A 15,795-nucleotide genomic window follows, 5' to 3' on the forward strand; every position below is an offset into this window, starting at 1 on the left:
CTTCGGGGTCGCTATTGGCCGGAATTGTCCGGACCGACGAGACCGGGCAACGCCGAGGCGATCGGAGTCCCACCGGGGAAAATCCGCGTGAGGTCAGGCGATACGATTGCCCCATGACTTTGGAGTTCGCCCGAACCGAACACCCGCAGCCGACGTCGGCGCAGCGCCGCGCGGAAATCCTGGCTGCACCGGGATTCGGCAAGTACTTCACCGATCACATGGTGACCATCGACCACAGCGCCGAGCAGGGCTGGCACGATGCCAAGGTGGTTCCGTACGGACCGATCCAGCTCGATCCGTCGTCGATGGTCCTGCATTACGCGCAGGAGATCTTCGAAGGACTCAAGGCCTACCGCCAGGCCGACGGCAGCATCTCGTCGTTCCGTCCCGACGCCAACGCCCTGCGCATGCAGCGTTCGGCGCGGCGCCTGGCAATGCCCGAACTGCCGGTCGAGGACTTCATGGACTCGCTGCGTGCGCTCGTGGACGTCGACAACCTCTGGGTCCCGGATGCCGGTGGAGAAGCGGCGCTCTACCTGCGTCCCTTCATGATTGCCACCGAGGCGGGCCTCGGTGTGCGGCCGGCGAACGAGTACCGCTACCTGCTCATCGCCTCGCCCGCCGGTGCATACTTCACGCGCGGTGTGCATCCGGTGAGTGTCTGGCTTTCGACCGAATTCGTGCGCGCTTCGCCCGGCGGTACCGGTGCAGCCAAGTTCGGTGGCAACTACGCCGCCTCGCTGCTCGCCCAGGCCCAGGCCGCCGAACAGGGCTGTGATCAGGTGGTCTGGCTCGACGCGATCGAACGCCGGTTCGTCGAAGAGATGGGCGGCATGAACCTGTTCTTCGTCTTCGGCTCCGGCGCCGACGCCAAACTCGTCACCCCTGAGCTGTCCGGGTCGCTGCTGCCGGGTATCACCCGTGAATCACTGTTGCAGCTGGCCGCAGACGCCGGCTTCGACGTCGTCGAACGCAAGATCAGCGTCGAAGAACTGCGCAAGGGTGTTGCCTCGGGCGAGATCACCGAGGTCTTCGCCTGCGGTACCGCCGCCGTCATCACGCCGGTGGGTCACGTGAAGGGCGACGTCGACGACTACACCATCGGCGACGGCCAGCCCGGCGAGGTCACCATGGCGTTGCGCGACACGCTCACCGGGATCCAGCGCGGCACCTTCGCCGACATCCATGGATGGATGGCCAAACTCCACGGCTGAGGGTCTCAGGCGACCAGGAGACCGCAGATGGCGATCAGCGCACTCAATTCGATGAGTGCACCGAGCACATCGCCGTTGATGCCGGCGAATCGGCGGGCACAGTGGAAGCTGAACCACCAGGCGAATACGACAACCACCATCGCGGTGAACACACCCGGAAGCGGCAGCTCGGTGTCGACGGCATAGCCGGCGGCGATTGCTCCGAGCGCCCAGAAGACGATGGTCAGCCGTTGCGTTCCGGCGGTCAGCGCTCCGAACTTGGATTCGTCGGTGGCGGACAGACTCACCCGGCAGCCGATGACCGGTGCCACCCGGCTGACAAAAAGCACAAAAACGATTGCAGCCCAATCATTCTGCTGAATCAGGGCGCCATAGCCTGCCGCCTGCGCGCCCAGCACGACAACCAGTGTGGCTGCGCCGAAGGGCCCGGCACTGCCACTGTGCATCACCTTGTGCACGCGTTCGGGCGAGCCGAAACATCCCAATCCGTCTGCGGTGTCCGACAATCCGTCGAGATGCATGCCACGGGTGAGGATTGCGATCGCACCGACGACGAGCAAGCCCGCGAGCAACGATGGCAGCTCCGTCTCGCCGAGGCCGAGAGCTATTGCCGCGGTGACCACTCCGAGGACGGCGCCCACGAGCGGTGTCGAACCGATGACTGCACCACCCAGTGCGCGGTCGAAAGGACCCTTGGGGGTGGGGACCGGCAGGATCGTCAACCACGACAGCGCGGTCTGCGGACCCCGAAATGCGGCTCGTAGGTTCATCGGTGGTCAGGACGCCGTGTCGGGCGCACCACTGACCTGGGCCTCGGCGAACGTGGCCATCGACGCGAGCGTGTTGACGCCCGCCTGCACCAGGGGGAGCGCGGTGAGGGCGCCACTGCCTTCACCGAGACGCATCGACAGATCGAGGAGCGGTTCGAGATCGAGGTGCCGCAACGCGATCTGGTGAGCAGGCTCGGCCGACCGATGTCCGGCCACCCACCATTCCCGGGCGCCGGGTGCCAGATCGTTGGCGACCAGTGCGGCCGCGGTGACCACCAGGCCGTCGAGGATGACCGGCGTCTTGCGCAATGCGGCCTGCGCGAGGAATCCGGCCATCGCAGCGATCTCCGCACCGGAGACGGTACGCAGGAGCTCGAGTGGGATCCGCGCGTGTGGCCGACCTCGTCGCATGCCGTCCCGCACGGCCGCGGTCTTGCGGATCCAGCCGTTGTCGTCGATGCCGGTGCCGCGCCCGACAACCACGACCGGTTCGGTATCAGTGAGCAGGCCGACCAGCACGGTGGCAGGCGTGGTGTTCCCGATGCCCATCTCTCCGGCGATGAGAAGGTCTGCGCCGGAATCGATCTCTTGATCGGCGATGGCGCGGCCCGCCGCGAGCGCGGCGCGGGTCTGTTCGGTGGTCAGCGCATCTTCACGCGTCAGATCGCCGCTGCTACGGCGGACCTTGAAGCGGCTTATCTCCTCCGGTGTCTGCGCATCGACGGCGAGATCCTCGACTCGGACCCGTGCACCGTTCTGCCGTGCCAGCACGTTGATCGCGGCTCCACCGGCACTGATGTTCGCGACCATTTGCGCGGTGACCTCAGGCGGATACGCCGAGACACCGCTCTGGGCGACGCCGTGGTCGCCGGCAAAGACCACCACGGTGGGTTGGGTGATCGGACGAGGCGGGCACAGACCCTGGCACGATGCCACCCAGATGCCGACTTCTTCGAGACGTCCGAGCGATCCGGCCGGCTTCGTCAGTTCGCCTTGGCGTTCGCGCGCGGCGATCGCGGCATCGCGGTCGGGCGCTGCGACGAAGTCGAACTGTTCCGGTTTCTCGAACTCGGTCAGCGGTACCGGATCCGCAACTGCGGTCGGTTCGTCCACCGTGACCGGGTCTTCGACCGTGGTCGGGGCCGGTACCGAATCGGGTGAGGGGAGCGGCGCCAGGACCGATGCTGCAAGTGGGGATGAAACCGACTCCGGGGCAGCGACATCGGCGACCGCGCCACCGCGCAATTCGAGCGTCTGGCCGGCGACAACCAAGACGACCCGGTCGCAGACCGCGGCCACAGCCGCGTTGATGATGCCCAACTGATCCTGGAAGAGTCGACCGGCCGGCACCGGTGCCACCAGCGACAGGCCGACCTCGGGGCTGATGATCACCAGGTCGCCGGTGTATTCGGCTACTGCCGTGGACAATTCGATCACCATGGCCGACATGTCGAAGGCCTCGTCGTCCCAGCCGCCGACCGAGTCGATGTACCGGCTCAGCCAGCCACCGAGATCGTCGACGAGGGTCGGTGTGTGAGCGTCGCGGCGCAATTCGCCCGCCACGTCGCCGGATTCGACGGTCGTCCATCCACTGGGGCGGCGGGTGCGGTGGGCTCCGATCCGGCTCTCCCACTGCGGGTCGCCGGTTGCCGGATCCGCGGCCGTCGCCAGGTACCTGACACCGTCGCGGGGCAGCAGGCTCTCACCGAAAGCTGATTTACCCGAGCGTATTCCACCAAGAACCAGGGTTCGCATCACCGATCAGACCGCGTCGCCCGGCTTGACCACGGGCCGCGGTGCGCGCATGAACCGCATCTGCATCGCGCGGCTGAATCCGTACCAGGCGAGTTTGAAACCGCCGTCGGTCGTGTTCGGGAAGCGTTCGCGCACGCGGTTGTTGATGATCCGTCCGAGCATCACGCCGTCGATCACCAGGAAGATGACGAAGACGAGCATGAACAACGTGGCGTAGACCGCGAGGGACGGGATGAACATCACGAGGATCAGCAGGATCGCGAACGGCATGAACAGCCCGGCGAAGTTGCGCCGTGAATCGACGATGTTGCGGGCGTACCGGCGGACCTCACCCTTGTCGCGGGGCATCAGGTAACGCTCGTCGCCGTCCATCATCTTCTCGCGCTGATCGGTGCGGGCCTTACGGCGCGCATCGGACTGCGAACGCTTCTCTTCTTTGGTCAGACTGACCGTCGAACCCTTGAGTTCCTTCTTGCGGGCCCGGGCCTCGGCGCGGGTCGTCGGGGCCGGGGCAACCGGACCACGTCGTTTGCCCTCGGCGTCGCGGCGCTTGGGGGTGGGGCGCCCCTTGCCCTCGGTGTATCTGCGATCGGCCGCAGCTTCTTCTGCCGTCTGCTCGACGGTCGACGTCGTATTGGCCGCGACCTCGGCGTCGTCGTCTTTTTTCCAGGGCAATTTCACCTCTCCAGATTATCCCGACGGCGCGTGCAGTGGCTGCCGGGTCTGGCCACTGCACCGATGGGGCCGGCCTCAGTGCTCTGCCGGTGTGTTTCTGCGCACTGCCGCGCGGCGGTCGCCTTCCTATACTTCGTCCATGAAAGCTCTGATCGCCCCGGATTCGTTCGGTGACACCCTGACCGCTGTTGCCGCCGCGGAGACGATCGCCGCGGGATGGGCTCTGGCCCGGCCGGACGACGAGTTGATCCTCGCGCCACAGTCCGATGGTGGGCCCGGTTTCGTGTCGGTGCTGGCCAGCCGGTTCGGTGAGGTCCGGGAAGAAACGGTCGCCGGACCCCTGGGTGCACTCGTGTCGGCGCAATGGCTGCTGCATGGTGATGGAGACCACCTGACCGCCTATATCGAATGCGCACAGGCCTGCGGTCTGCATCAGCTCGGTGGCAGGCCCTCGCCGCGCACCGCGGTCGCCGCAGATACATATGGAGTGGGCCAACTCGTGTCGGCCGCGGTCGCGTCCGGCGCCGACACGATCGTGGTCGGACTCGGTGGGAGCGGCAGCACCGACGGCGGCAAGGGCCTGATCGATGCGCTCGGTGGGCTGGAAGAGGCGTCGCGACTGCTGCGGCCGATCACGCTGGTGGCGGCCTCCGACGTGGAGAATCCGTTGCTCGGTCCGGATGGTGCGGCCGTGATATTCGGCCCGCAGAAGGGCGCTGACCCGGACACCGTCGCAGCGCTCGAGGCGCGCATGACCGAATGGGCGAGCAGGCTCAGTGAACTCGCCGGTCGCGACATCAGCCCGTTGGCCGGTGCCGGCGCCGCCGGGGGATTGGGGGCCGCACTGCTCGCACTCGGCGGAACCCGGATCTCGGGGGCGACGGTGATCGCCGACGCGACCGGACAGGCCGACCTGATCACCACGGTCGACCTGGTCATCACCGGTGAGGGCAAATGCGATGAACAGACGCTCAAAGGCAAGGTCGTCGCGGCGCTGACGGGTGCCGCCCGCGAGCATGGCATCCCGACGATCGTGCTGGCCGGACAACTGGCACTGACCCCCGCGCAGATCGCCGAGGCCGGTATCGCGCGAGGTCATGCCATCGTCGAGGTCGCCGGCTCGGTGCAGCGGGCGATGGACGACGCCCAGAATCAGCTGACCGAACTCGCGCGTAGAGTCGCCGACTCGTGGTGAGCAGCGCTGCAGCGCACCTGGTGTGATACGCAGGAATAGACCGGGCAGGAGTACGGTTGTAGCCGACGGAAGTTCGCATCCGAAACCCGGACCACTGTGGGTTCGCAGGCCGACGCCCCGCACACTGAGGAGATTTCATGACCGCATCGAACGAGACTGCTGTGCAGACCGAGACCGAGGCACCCGCGCACGGTGTGATTATGACCGAAGCCGCGTCGTCCAAGGCGAAGGCTTTGCGTGAGCAGGAAGGCCGCGAAGAGCTGATGCTGCGCATCGCGGTTCAGCCCGGTGGCTGCGCGGGCCTGCGCTACCAGCTGTACTTCGACGACCGCAACCTCGACGGCGACCTCGTTGTCGAGTTCGACGGTGTCGGCCTGGCCGTCGACCGCATGAGTGCCCCGTACGTGATGGGTGCCAGCATCGACTTCGTCGACACGATCGAGAAGCAGGGCTTCACCATCGACAACCCGAATGCAACGGGCAGCTGTGCCTGTGGCGATTCGTTCAACTGACGCCTGACCTCTCACCAGGCTGCTCGACCCGCACATCAACAATCGGGCCGCATCCGAGCTCAGCTCGGGTGCGGCTCTTTTGCTGTCTCCGGGTCCTGCCTGTGTTCACCTGACGAGCAGGTAGCGTTAGGCCATTATTCGCTCAGGAAGAAAGGCATTCCTTCGTGGCCATTGCCATTTGTGGATCGATCGCTACCGACCATCTGATGCGCTTTCAGGGCAAGTTCTCCGAACAGCTCCTGGCAGAACACCTCAGTCATATCTCGTTGAGTTTCCTCGTGGAGGAGTTGGTGATCCGGCGCGGTGGTGTTGCCGGCAACATCGCCTACGCGATGGGCGTCCTCGGTGGCTCGCCGCTGTTGGTCGGGTCGGTCGGCAGTGACTTCGACGACTATCGGAAGTGGCTGGAGGACAACGGAGTCGACACGCGTGGAGTCCGGGTGTCGAAGACCGCGCACACTGCTCGCTTCATGTGCACCACCGACGATGAGATGGCGCAGCTGGCAAGCTTTTACGCCGGCGCGATGAGTGAGTCGCGTGAGATCTCGCTGACCGCACTGGCATCCGATTTCGGTACACCGGAGCTGGTCTTGATCGGTGCCGACGATCCCGAGGGCATGATCGTCCACAGTCGGCAATGCCGCGAACTCGGCATCCCGTTCGCCGCCGATCCCTCGCAGCAGCTCGCCCGTCTGGACGGCGAGCAGGTTCGGGATCTGATCGAAGGCGCCACATACCTGTTCACCAATGAATACGAGTGGGGCCTGCTCCGGCAGAAATCGGGGCTGAGTGAGGCCCAGGTCGCCGGAATGGTCGGAGTCCGCGTCACCACACTTGGTGGTGGGGGAGCGGAGATCGTCGACGCCGACGGCTCGCGCGTGCACGTTCCGGTTGTCCCGGAGACCGCCAAGGTTGACCCGACCGGCGTCGGTGACGCGTTCCGCGCCGGATTCCTGGTCGGCAACGCAGCCGGCCTGAGCCACGAGCGCAGCGCACAGCTGGGCTCGATGGTCGCCGTGTTGGTCCTCGAGACCGTGGGCACCCAGGAATGGGTGTGGGACCGCAAGAGCGCGCTCGAGCGTCTGTCCGGTGCCTATGGCGCCGAGGCTGCTGCCGAGATCGGCGCGATCCTTCCCGCCTGACCGCCCCACCAAACGCTCCGCTTATACGAAGACGCTCCACATATATGTGGAGCGTCTTCGTATAAGCGGAGCGTTTGGCTGTGTAGCTAGAGCCGGACCGGGTAGTGGTGATCCTCGATCTGCGGCACGATGCTGCCTTCGACGAAGATCCCGTGCCACACCATGAAGATGAGAACGGTCCACAGCCGACGGCTGTTGTCGACCGCACCGGTGCGGTGCTCGTTGAGCATGGCGCGGATCGCGTCCTTGTTCAGGATGTGGTCGGTCTGTGAGTTCTCGATCGTCTCATGCGCCCAGTCGTACAGTTCCGTGCCGCGCAGCCAATGCCGCACGGGTACAGGGAAGCCCAGCTTCTTGCGATGCAGGACGTGCGCCGGGACGATCTGTTCCAGCGCTTTACGAAGGGCGTACTTGGTTGTGCCGTGGGAGATCTTCTCCTCGTACGGCAGGCCTTCGGCCACTCGGAGTACCTCGGAGTCGAGGAACGGCACCCGCAGCTCGAGCGAGTTCGCCATCGTCACCTTGTCGGCCTTGACAAGGATGTCGCCACGCAGCCACGTGAACAGATCCAGGTGCTGCATCCGGGCCACGGGATCCCAGCCACGTGAGGTCGCGTAGATCGGGGCGGTCACGTCGGTGTGGGTCCACTCGGGACGGAAATCCTTGAGCACGGCCCGAAGTCGGGCGTCGTCGAAGCTCCGGGCGTTGCCGTAGTAGCGCTCCTCCAGGGTCATGGATCCGCGATGCAGCAGGCTCTTCCCCCGTTTACCTTCCGGGATCCGATCCGACAAGCGGCCGGCTGCGGCCCGCAGACCGCGGGGCAGACGTTCGAAAGGCTTGAGCGACAACGGCTCTTTGTAGATGGTGTACCCACCGAACAGCTCGTCGGCACCCTCGCCGGACAACACGACCTTGACGTGTTTGCGCGCTTCCTTGGCCACGAAGTACAGCGGGATCAGTGACGGGTCGGCCACCGGATCGTCGAGGTACCAGACGATTTCGGGAATTGCGGCGACGAACTCGGCAGGCCCGACGACCTTCACGACGTGCTTGGCACCGATGGCTGCGGCAGATTCCGCGGCCACGTCGACCTCCGAATAGCCTTCCCGCTCGAAACCGGTGGTGAAGGTGATCAGATCGGGGTTGTGCCGGATGGCGAGTGCCGCGATCGCCGTCGAGTCGATACCTCCGGACAAGAACGAGCCGACGGTGACATCGGCGCGCATGTGCTTGGCGACCGAATCGGAGAGCACCTCGGCGATCTCGTCGTAGCGGGCCTGCTCGCTGCCCTTGGTGAACGGGCGCACGGCGAACTGCGGAGTGAAGTACCGGTAGACCTTCGGCATCTGACCGGGCCGCAGGGTTGCGTAACTGCCGGACTCGAGTCGACGGATGCCGGCATGCAGTGTCTCGGGCTCCGGGACGTACTGCAGCACGGTGTAGTGCTGGATCGCGCGGCTGTCGAGGGAATCGGAGACGCCGATGCGGTCGATCAACTCGAGCAGGCTCTTCTTCTCGCTGCCGAAGATGGTGCCGCCCGAACCCGTCGCGATGAACAGCGGCTTGATGCCGAACGGATCCCGAGCCAGGAACAGTGACTGATTCTCTGTGTCCCAGATGGCAAATGCGAACATTCCGCGCAATCGGGAAACCGAATCGGGGCCCCAGTGATGGAAGGCCGCGACAATCGCCTCGCTGTCGCCCTCGGTACGGAACTCGACACCCTCGTCCTTGGCCAGCTGGGCGCGGATCTCGAGGTAGTTGTAGATCTCGCCGTTGAAGACGAGTGCGTATCGATCGGGGTTCTCCGGCGGACCCCAACGCAGCGGTTGATGCGAGTGCTCGATGTCGATGATCGAGAGCCGGTTGAAGCCGAGTACCAGGTCGGAATCGTGCCAGGTGCCCGGTTCGTCAGGTCCTCGATGTCGCATGCAGTGCAACGCAGATGCGACCAGATCAGCTGACTCGGCGGCCGATGCGTCGCTAGACAGCAGACCTAACAGACCACACACGAAATTGCCTCAATTCGTCCAGGGACGGCGTACAGAACACGCCCGAGTATGCCGCAATCGGGAGTGCGGCCGCGTGCGCGGCCCGGGTTGGACGGCCTGCCGACGGCACCGCGTGACACGAACCCAAACCCCGATACGAATGTAAGCCGGGCTTGGTCTACGCTGCGTAGTACACGAGCTACCAATCGTGGAGAGCGTTGTGACTGTTTCCAGTCAGGGCAGGGTAGGAAGGCGTGAAATTGGCACACGGTGGGCGACCTCCGGCATCGACCAAGCGTCAGCACCGCGGACGTCGAATCAAGCAGATAAGCGCAGCCTTGTTCCTAGGCGTTGGCGCACTGATGCTGTCGAGCTGCAGCGCTGAAGAAGCGTTGCGATTCGGTTGGCCAAAGGGCATTACGCCTGAGGCAGAAGACATGCGGCATCTGTGGACGTGGTCGGTGATTTCGGCCCTCATCATGGGTGTTCTGGTGTGGGGTCTGACATTTTGGACCATTACGTTCCATCGCCGTAAGGCAGGACAAGACGAGTTCCCGCGTCAGACGGCATATAACGTCCCGTTGGAACTGACATATACCGCGATTCCTTTTGTGATCATCGCGGTCCTCTTTTACTTCACGATCATCGTGCAGAACAAGGTCGAGGCGAAGCAGCCCGATCCTGCAGTGGTGGTCGACGTGACCGCATTCCAGTGGAACTGGAAGTTCGGTTACCGAACCGTTCGTTTCGAGGACGGTCAGATCTACGACGGTGCCGAAACCGAGGGGAATCCGTACGACCGTCAGGTCCCGGAGGGCGAGCACCCGGAAGAGTCGGGCGACGAGCACAATGAGCCGTTCCAGGCCCTCGAGAACGACGTTCGTTCGTACCTGAAGTTCGACAAGATCGAGACTCTGGGTACGTCGGACGAGATTCCGGTGCTGGTGCTCCCTACTGATCGTCGTATCGAGTTCGAGATCGCGGCAACCGACGTCGTGCACTCGTTCTGGGTTCCGGAGTTCCTCTTCAAGCGGGACGTCATGCCGTTCCCTGAAGAGAACCACTCGGACAACCGCTTCCAGGTCAGCGAGATCGACCGCGAGGGTGCGTTTGTGGGACGTTGCGCGGAAATGTGCGGCACATACCACTCGATGATGAACTTCGAGGTTCGTGCGGTCAGCCCGGCGAAGTTCGACGAGTACATCAAGTTCCGCGAATCCAACCCCAACGCGACCAATGCAGAGGCGCTCGAGGCGATTGGTGAGGATCCGATGGCGATCACCACCAAGCCCTTCGACACCAAGCGCGGCACGCAGACCGCGCCGAACTAGTCACGGAGAAGCTACGAGATGCATATTGAAGCGCGGATCTTCGAGATCCTCACCGGATTCTTTTTCGCAGTGGCCGTGGCGTACGGGTTGGCCACGGGCTTGACCAGTAAGAACGTCGAATGGGTTGGCGTCACCGGACTGGTGATGACCGGTGGTCTGTCCATGCTGGTCGGCACCTACTTCCGCTTTGTCGCTCGACGGGTGGACATCCGCCCCGAGGACTACGAAGACGCAGAGGTGTCTGACGGTGCGGGCGAGCTGGGCTTCTTCAGCGCCGGCAGCTGGTGGCCGATCATGATCGCCGGCGGTGCTGCACTCTTCGCCGTCGCACTCGCGTTCGGGCAGTTCTGGCTCGTTGCGTTTGCCGCGGTCTGCATCATCGGTGCGGTGTGCGGTCTGGTGCTCGAGTACCACGTCGGACCCGAAAAGCACTGACAACAATAATCAACACTCAGCTCCCAGGTCCGCAGGTTCAACTGCGGCACACCTGGGAGCTGAGTGCTTTCTGTCGTACGGCGATCCGAGTGCTCCTCGACCGGGCGTTCGACGGTGACTTCACCGACTCCGACTTCGATCACGCACTCGGGGGAGTCCACGCGATGATCACTGACGGTGAAGTGGTGATCGGCCACGCCGCGGTGGTTGCCCGGTCGATCGCCCATGACGGCCGCGCATACCGCGTGGGCTACGTCGAGGCGGTGGCCACCGATCCGGACCGACAGCGCCAGGGCCTCGGTGACCGCTTGATGAGCGCCGTAGAGGGCGTGATCGACGGCGCCTACGACTTCGGTGTCCTGGGAGCCAGTGACGCCGGTCTGCGCCTCTACCGCGCACACGGCTGGATTCCATGGACCGGCCGGCTGTCGGCGATGACCCCGGACGGGTTGATCAAGACGCCAGAAGACAGCGTCCATGTCTACGGACGATCAGCTCCGATTTCGGGCGAACTGACCTGCGATTGGCGCGGCGGCGAACTCTGGTGACCGACTGAGGCATCATCGGTTCGATGATCACCGAACATGCGGTCCTACAGGTGCGCCCGGGTATGAGCGGGGACTTCCGTACCGCTTTCGCTGACGCGAGGAACATCATTGCCGGGATGCCCGGATTCGGTGGTCTGACGCTGTCGCAGTGCGTCGAAGATCCGGATCGCTACCTTCTGCTCGTGCAATGGGAGTCGGTGGAGCATCACACCGAGGGCTTCCGCGGGTCGCCGGCTTACCAGCAGTGGCGAGACCTGCTGCATCACTTCTACGAACCTTTTCCCATCGTTCAGCACTACTCACAGCTGGACGCTGCGCAGTCGCGTGCTTCACCGTCGTAATGGTGTCCGACGAACCAATCCCTCCCGATGCAGCTTGCCGGGACGTTCGCGGCGACAACGGTGTGAGACGAGACAACGGTGGGGTAGGGGAGCGGCTGGTTCGAAGACCTCACATACAACAAGAGCCGGACCGCAGATGCGGTCCGGCTCTTGTCTATTGGCTGAGTCAGTCGAGGAAGGGATCTCCGCCACGCTCTTGCAGCGCGCGCAGGGCGTCCTTCTCGTCGTGATGTGCCTTCTTTTCGAGCTCGACGTTGCGAACCTGCTCTTCGGCGGGGTCGGCGACCAGCAGTGAACCGGTACCCGGTTCGCCGGCGGAGCCGAGCTTGTTCATCCGCTTCGGGAGCGCGGCACCCTCGTACGGCAACGGAATCGGATGTCCGTGGGCGTCGACAGGTCCGAGCGGCTGGTGCAGCTCGATGAACTCACCGTGCGGCAGGCGCATGATGATGCCCGTTTCGATGCCGTGCTCGAGCACATCGCGGTCGCTGCGCTGCAGAGCCAGAGCCCAGCGGTAGGCGATGTAGTACGCCAGCGGCGGGACGATGATCAGCCCGATACGGCCCATCCACGTCGTCGCGTTGAGCGAGATGTCGAACTTGTAGGCGATGATGTCGTTCATACAAGAGACCGTGAGGATGATGTAGAACGAGAGCGCCATCGCGCCGACCGCGGTCCGCACCGGCACGTCACGCGGCCGTTGCAGCAGGTTGTGGTGGGCGGTGTCGCCCGTCAGCCGCTTCTCGATGAACGGGTACGTGAACATGAGCCCGAACACGATCGTCAGCACCACAACGACCCAGAAGATGGCCGGGATCGTGTACGCGTTACCGAAGTAGATCTCCCATGCAGGCATAAGTCGGGCCAGACCGTCGGTCCACATCATGTAGATGTCGGGCTGAGAGCCTGCCGAGACGTGCGCCGGGTTGTAAGGCCCGATCGCCCACACGGGGTTGATCTGGAACAGACCCGCGATGATCGCCAGGATGCCGAACGTGACGGCAAAGAAGGCACCCGACTTGACTGCGAACACCGGCAGAATCCGGACACCGACAACATTGGTCTCGGTGCGGCCGGGGCCGGGGAACTGGGTGTGCTTCTGGTACCAGACGAGTGCGAGGTGAGCACCGATGAGGGCCAGGATGATTCCCGGGAACAACAGGATGTGCAGGACGTACAGGCGCGGGATGATGATGTCGCCGGGGAACTGTCCACCGAACAGTGCCCAGTGGATCCACGTTCCGACAACCGGAATGCCCAGGACGATGCCCGACATCGCGGCGCGAACACCGGTTCCCGAGAGCAGGTCGTCGGGGAGCGAGTATCCGAAGAAGCCTTCGAACATCGCCAGCACCAGCAGGAAGCAACCGATGACCCAGTTCGCCTCACGCGGACGCCGGAAAGCGCCGGTGAAGAAGATGCGAGCCATGTGGATGATGATCGACGCCGCGAAGAGCAGCGCTGCCCAGTGGTGGATCTGCCGGACGAAGAGTCCGCCACGGACCTCGAACGAGATGTCGAGTGTGGTGGCGTACGCCTGGGTCATCATGACGCCGTTGAGCGGTTCGTAGGATCCGTTGTAGATGACCTCGGACATCGACGGATCAAAGAAGAACGTCAGGTAGACGCCCGAGATCAGCAGGATGATGAAGCTGTACAGCGCGATCTCACCGAGCAGAAATGACCAGTGGGTGGGGAAAACCTTGTTGATCTGGCGGCGAATGCCGGCCGCCATGTGATACCGGGAATCTACTTCCTCGGCCTGCTGTCCGATCTTGCTCATGGCTTGTCCTTCCCCTGGCCGCGTTCCCAGAACGCCGGGCCTACGGGCTCGATGAAGTCACCGGCAGCCACCATGAAGCCCTGCTCGTTGACCGAGATCGGCAACTGCGCGAGAGCACGGGCGGCAGGACCGAAGATCGGTTTCGCGTATTCGAGAGCGTTGAACTGTGACTGGTGGCACGGGCACAAAATACGGTTTGTTTGCTGCTCGAACAGTGACGTCGGGCAGCCGAGATGCGAGCAGACCTTCGTGTAGGCGTAGTAATCGCCGTAGTTGAAGCTCTCCTGGCCCTGACGCTTGATCGCCTTGGCTGCGTCGTTGGGACGCAGACGGATCAACATGACCGGGTTGCTGACGCCACGAAGACTCTCGATGAGCTTGTGACGTGATTCCTCGGTCTCGCCGGTTCCGTCGGACACTCGCCACGGGAACACGGTCTCCATGCCGCCGGCGTCGAGATCCTCGGGACGAACCAGCACCACAGACATCGGGTTGCCGTTGTCGCGTCGCAAGAAGACCGTCTCGTTGGGATCCTCCGGCGAGTTGTAGATCGGCGACCATCCGGTGTTCCACAGCGGCGCCTTCTTGCCGAGCGCCCACGGGTTTTTGATGAAGCCGCCGAGCATCGCCACGACACCGGTGAGGGCGAAGGCGCCCAGACCGAACAGCCCGGCACGCTTGATGGCCTTGCGGCGGGGGAGCGTGGAGGTGTTCAGCGAATCGGCGAACTCTGCGGCGATGGTCCGCTTGTCGACCTCGGACGAACCGCCGTCATGGCGATCCTGGACCGAGATCTCTTCGGGGATGAAGCGCTTGGTGAACTGCACGGCGCCGATACCGAGAGAGAGGATTGACAGACCGAAGGTGAAACCGATGAGCGGGGTGTTGAGGATGTACGCCCAGTAGTCGTCACCATCGGGCATAACAAATTCCCAATGGTTGAACAGGAAGATGATCAAGCATGCGAGGGCCGAAACCCCGGCGAGTGCGAACCAGAATGCGACGGTGCGCTCTGCGCGCTTCTCCGCCTTGGTACCCGGCACCGGGAAACGTTCCCGGCGATGGATGATCTCAACGCCGTCGAGGTTGGTGCCGAGTTTGACCAACTCGTCCTTGTTCATTGCATCCAGCTCATCCGGGGTCGGATCTGGTTTCTGCTGGTCGGTCATCTACGTGATCCAATCCACATCGTGCCGGCGACAACTGCGACCGCGCCGACAAACCACATGAACATGCCTTCGGACACCGGGCCGAAGCCGCCGAGTCCGTAGCCGCCTGGGTCCTTCGCCGTGGTGGCGTACTTGACGTAGCCGATGATGTCGCGCTTTTCGGTGTCGGTCAGCTGCCGGTCAGAGAACTTGGGCATGTTCTGAGGTCCGGTGAGCATGGCGGTATAGATTTGCTGCTCGTTCGGCGCGTCGAGGGCGGGCGCGAACTTGCCCGACGACAGCGCACCGCCACGGCCGGTGAAGTTGTGGCACGAGGCGCAGTTCAGACGGAACAGCTCACTGCCGCGTCCGATGTTGTCGCCTCGGAGAGCACCCTGCTCGATGACCGGGTAGCCGTCTTCGAAGATGACGTTTCCGTCCGCGTCCTTGGCGTAGACCACCTGGGGGCCACCACCGATGGACTGGATGTAGGCACCGAGCTGGTCGATCTGGGCCTGGGTGAACTTGCTCGGCTTACGGACGATCTGGGCTTCGCCTCGGACCGCCGGCATACGGCCGGACGACACCTGGAAGTAGACCGCCGCGTCGCCGACGCCCACCAGTGATGGACCGCGCTCGGCGACACCTTCGAGGTTCGCGCCGTGGCAGGTGATGCAAGAGGTCTCGTACAGCTTCTTGCCGTCTTGGACCAGCGCGGCAGTGGAATCACTGTCCGCTTTGGCGACCTGGGCTTCAGGCGTGATGGCTGCGGCCAGTCCGCCGGCGACAACCAGACCTGCCAACAGAAGAAGAGCTCCGGAGGCGCGACGACGCAGTTTGCGGCGCGACTTGGATTTCTTGGCGTCTGTGCGGCCGGTGCCCTCGCTCAGGGCACCCGTTTCCGAATCCCCGGGTGAGGTGGGTGGGGGAGATGAACTCATCTGTATCTCTCTGC

At 64.0% G+C, this 15,795-nt stretch carries 15 protein-coding genes; 8 read left to right on the forward strand and 7 right to left on the reverse strand.

What is annotated here, in order from left to right:
• The first annotated feature begins 113 nt into the window (after positions 1 to 113).
• Entirely contained in the window at positions 114 to 1,214 is a 1,101-nt protein-coding gene (locus AC1D75_RS12470) for a branched-chain amino acid aminotransferase (protein WP_495515512.1), read from the forward strand.
• A 5-nt stretch (positions 1,215 to 1,219) separates the two neighbouring features.
• On the opposite strand, the gene AC1D75_RS12475 is transcribed toward AC1D75_RS12470, so the two are convergent.
• The 3 genes from AC1D75_RS12475 to AC1D75_RS12485 are packed head-to-tail and all read right to left on the reverse strand — an operon-like array spanning position 1,220 to position 4,420.
• Positions 1,220 to 1,984: an adenosylcobinamide-GDP ribazoletransferase gene (locus AC1D75_RS12475; protein WP_495515513.1), complete on the reverse strand. Its 765-nt coding sequence runs from the start codon at positions 1,982 to 1,984 to the stop codon at positions 1,220 to 1,222.
• Positions 1,985 to 1,990: 6 nt separating this feature from the next.
• On the reverse strand, positions 1,991 to 3,739 hold the full coding sequence (gene cobT, locus AC1D75_RS12480; RefSeq protein WP_495515514.1) for a nicotinate-nucleotide--dimethylbenzimidazole phosphoribosyltransferase: 1,749 nt from the start codon (positions 3,737 to 3,739) through the stop codon (positions 1,991 to 1,993).
• Between the two features lie 6 nt (positions 3,740 to 3,745).
• Positions 3,746 to 4,420 (reverse strand): DUF3043 domain-containing protein, encoded by a 675-nt coding sequence (locus AC1D75_RS12485; protein ID WP_495515515.1) that lies wholly within the window; start codon positions 4,418 to 4,420, stop codon positions 3,746 to 3,748.
• Positions 4,421 to 4,553: 133 nt separating this feature from the next.
• Here AC1D75_RS12485 and AC1D75_RS12490 point away from each other — a divergent pair, with 133 nt between their 5' ends.
• The 3 genes from AC1D75_RS12490 (at position 4,554) to AC1D75_RS12500 (ending at position 7,263) form a co-directional block, all read left to right on the forward strand.
• Positions 4,554 to 5,609, forward strand: coding sequence for a glycerate kinase family protein (locus tag AC1D75_RS12490; protein WP_495515516.1), 1,056 nt, complete (start codon positions 4,554 to 4,556; stop codon positions 5,607 to 5,609).
• Positions 5,610 to 5,746: 137 nt separating this feature from the next.
• Positions 5,747 to 6,121 (forward strand): HesB/IscA family protein, encoded by a 375-nt coding sequence (locus AC1D75_RS12495; RefSeq protein WP_482142020.1) that lies wholly within the window; start codon positions 5,747 to 5,749, stop codon positions 6,119 to 6,121.
• Between the two features lie 164 nt (positions 6,122 to 6,285).
• The gene (locus AC1D75_RS12500) at positions 6,286 to 7,263 is read left to right on the forward strand and encodes a carbohydrate kinase family protein (protein WP_495515517.1); all 978 of its coding nucleotides are present in this window, start codon (positions 6,286 to 6,288) and stop codon (positions 7,261 to 7,263) included.
• Between the two features lie 86 nt (positions 7,264 to 7,349).
• Here the strand turns inward: AC1D75_RS12500 and asnB are convergent, their stop codons facing one another.
• Positions 7,350 to 9,275: an asparagine synthase (glutamine-hydrolyzing) gene (gene asnB, locus AC1D75_RS12505; protein ID WP_495515518.1), complete on the reverse strand. Its 1,926-nt coding sequence runs from the start codon at positions 9,273 to 9,275 to the stop codon at positions 7,350 to 7,352.
• A gap of 233 nt (positions 9,276 to 9,508) precedes the next feature.
• On the opposite strand from asnB, the gene ctaC reads away from it, so the two are divergent.
• From ctaC to AC1D75_RS12525, 4 genes are all read left to right on the forward strand, one after another.
• Positions 9,509 to 10,585, forward strand: coding sequence for an aa3-type cytochrome oxidase subunit II (ctaC, locus tag AC1D75_RS12510; RefSeq protein WP_495515519.1), 1,077 nt, complete (start codon positions 9,509 to 9,511; stop codon positions 10,583 to 10,585).
• 18 nt (positions 10,586 to 10,603) lie between these two features.
• Positions 10,604 to 11,020, forward strand: a complete 417-nt coding sequence (locus AC1D75_RS12515; protein WP_495515520.1) for a cytochrome c oxidase subunit 4 — start codon at positions 10,604 to 10,606, stop codon at positions 11,018 to 11,020.
• 89 nt (positions 11,021 to 11,109) lie between these two features.
• Complete coding sequence (locus tag AC1D75_RS12520; protein ID WP_495515521.1) at positions 11,110 to 11,568, forward strand: GNAT family N-acetyltransferase; 459 nt, start codon at positions 11,110 to 11,112, stop codon at positions 11,566 to 11,568.
• 23 nt (positions 11,569 to 11,591) lie between these two features.
• Entirely contained in the window at positions 11,592 to 11,909 is a 318-nt protein-coding gene (locus AC1D75_RS12525) for an antibiotic biosynthesis monooxygenase family protein (RefSeq protein ID WP_495515522.1), read from the forward strand.
• 166 nt (positions 11,910 to 12,075) lie between these two features.
• Here AC1D75_RS12525 and qcrB read toward each other — a convergent pair whose 3' ends face one another.
• The 3 genes from qcrB to qcrC are packed head-to-tail and all read right to left on the reverse strand — an operon-like array spanning position 12,076 to position 15,781.
• On the reverse strand, positions 12,076 to 13,692 hold the full coding sequence (gene qcrB / locus AC1D75_RS12530) for a cytochrome bc1 complex cytochrome b subunit (protein WP_495515523.1): 1,617 nt from the start codon (positions 13,690 to 13,692) through the stop codon (positions 12,076 to 12,078).
• Positions 13,689 to 14,861, reverse strand: coding sequence for a cytochrome bc1 complex Rieske iron-sulfur subunit (gene qcrA / locus AC1D75_RS12535; RefSeq protein ID WP_495515524.1), 1,173 nt, complete (start codon positions 14,859 to 14,861; stop codon positions 13,689 to 13,691). The genes qcrB and qcrA overlap by 4 nt, the downstream gene beginning before the upstream one ends.
• A complete protein-coding gene (qcrC, locus tag AC1D75_RS12540; protein WP_495515525.1) occupies positions 14,858 to 15,781 on the reverse strand; it encodes a cytochrome bc1 complex diheme cytochrome c subunit in 924 nt (307 codons plus the stop codon). The genes qcrA and qcrC overlap by 4 nt, the downstream gene beginning before the upstream one ends.
• Between the last annotated feature and the right edge of the window lie 14 nt (positions 15,782 to 15,795).

The sequence above is a fragment of the Williamsia sp. Y712 genome (assembly GCF_059445525.1).

Bases quoted from the DNA above. Each gene is read 5' to 3' on its own strand.
- AC1D75_RS12470 (WP_495515512.1), top strand. From the start codon at position 114: ATGACTTTGGAGTTCGCCCGAACCGAACACCCGCAGCCGACGTCGGCG.
- AC1D75_RS12475 (WP_495515513.1), bottom strand. From the start codon at position 1,984: ATGAACCTACGAGCCGCATTTCGGGGTCCGCAGACCGCGCTGTCGTGG.
- cobT (WP_495515514.1), bottom strand. From the start codon at position 3,739: ATGCGAACCCTGGTTCTTGGTGGAATACGCTCGGGTAAATCAGCTTTC.
- AC1D75_RS12490 (WP_495515516.1), top strand. From the start codon at position 4,554: ATGAAAGCTCTGATCGCCCCGGATTCGTTCGGTGACACCCTGACCGCT.
- AC1D75_RS12495 (WP_482142020.1), top strand. From the start codon at position 5,747: ATGACCGCATCGAACGAGACTGCTGTGCAGACCGAGACCGAGGCACCC.
- AC1D75_RS12515 (WP_495515520.1), top strand. From the start codon at position 10,604: ATGCATATTGAAGCGCGGATCTTCGAGATCCTCACCGGATTCTTTTTC.
- AC1D75_RS12525 (WP_495515522.1), top strand. From the start codon at position 11,592: ATGATCACCGAACATGCGGTCCTACAGGTGCGCCCGGGTATGAGCGGG.
- qcrB (WP_495515523.1), bottom strand. From the start codon at position 13,692: ATGAGCAAGATCGGACAGCAGGCCGAGGAAGTAGATTCCCGGTATCAC.
- qcrA (WP_495515524.1), bottom strand. From the start codon at position 14,861: ATGACCGACCAGCAGAAACCAGATCCGACCCCGGATGAGCTGGATGCA.
- qcrC (WP_495515525.1), bottom strand. From the start codon at position 15,781: ATGAGTTCATCTCCCCCACCCACCTCACCCGGGGATTCGGAAACGGGT.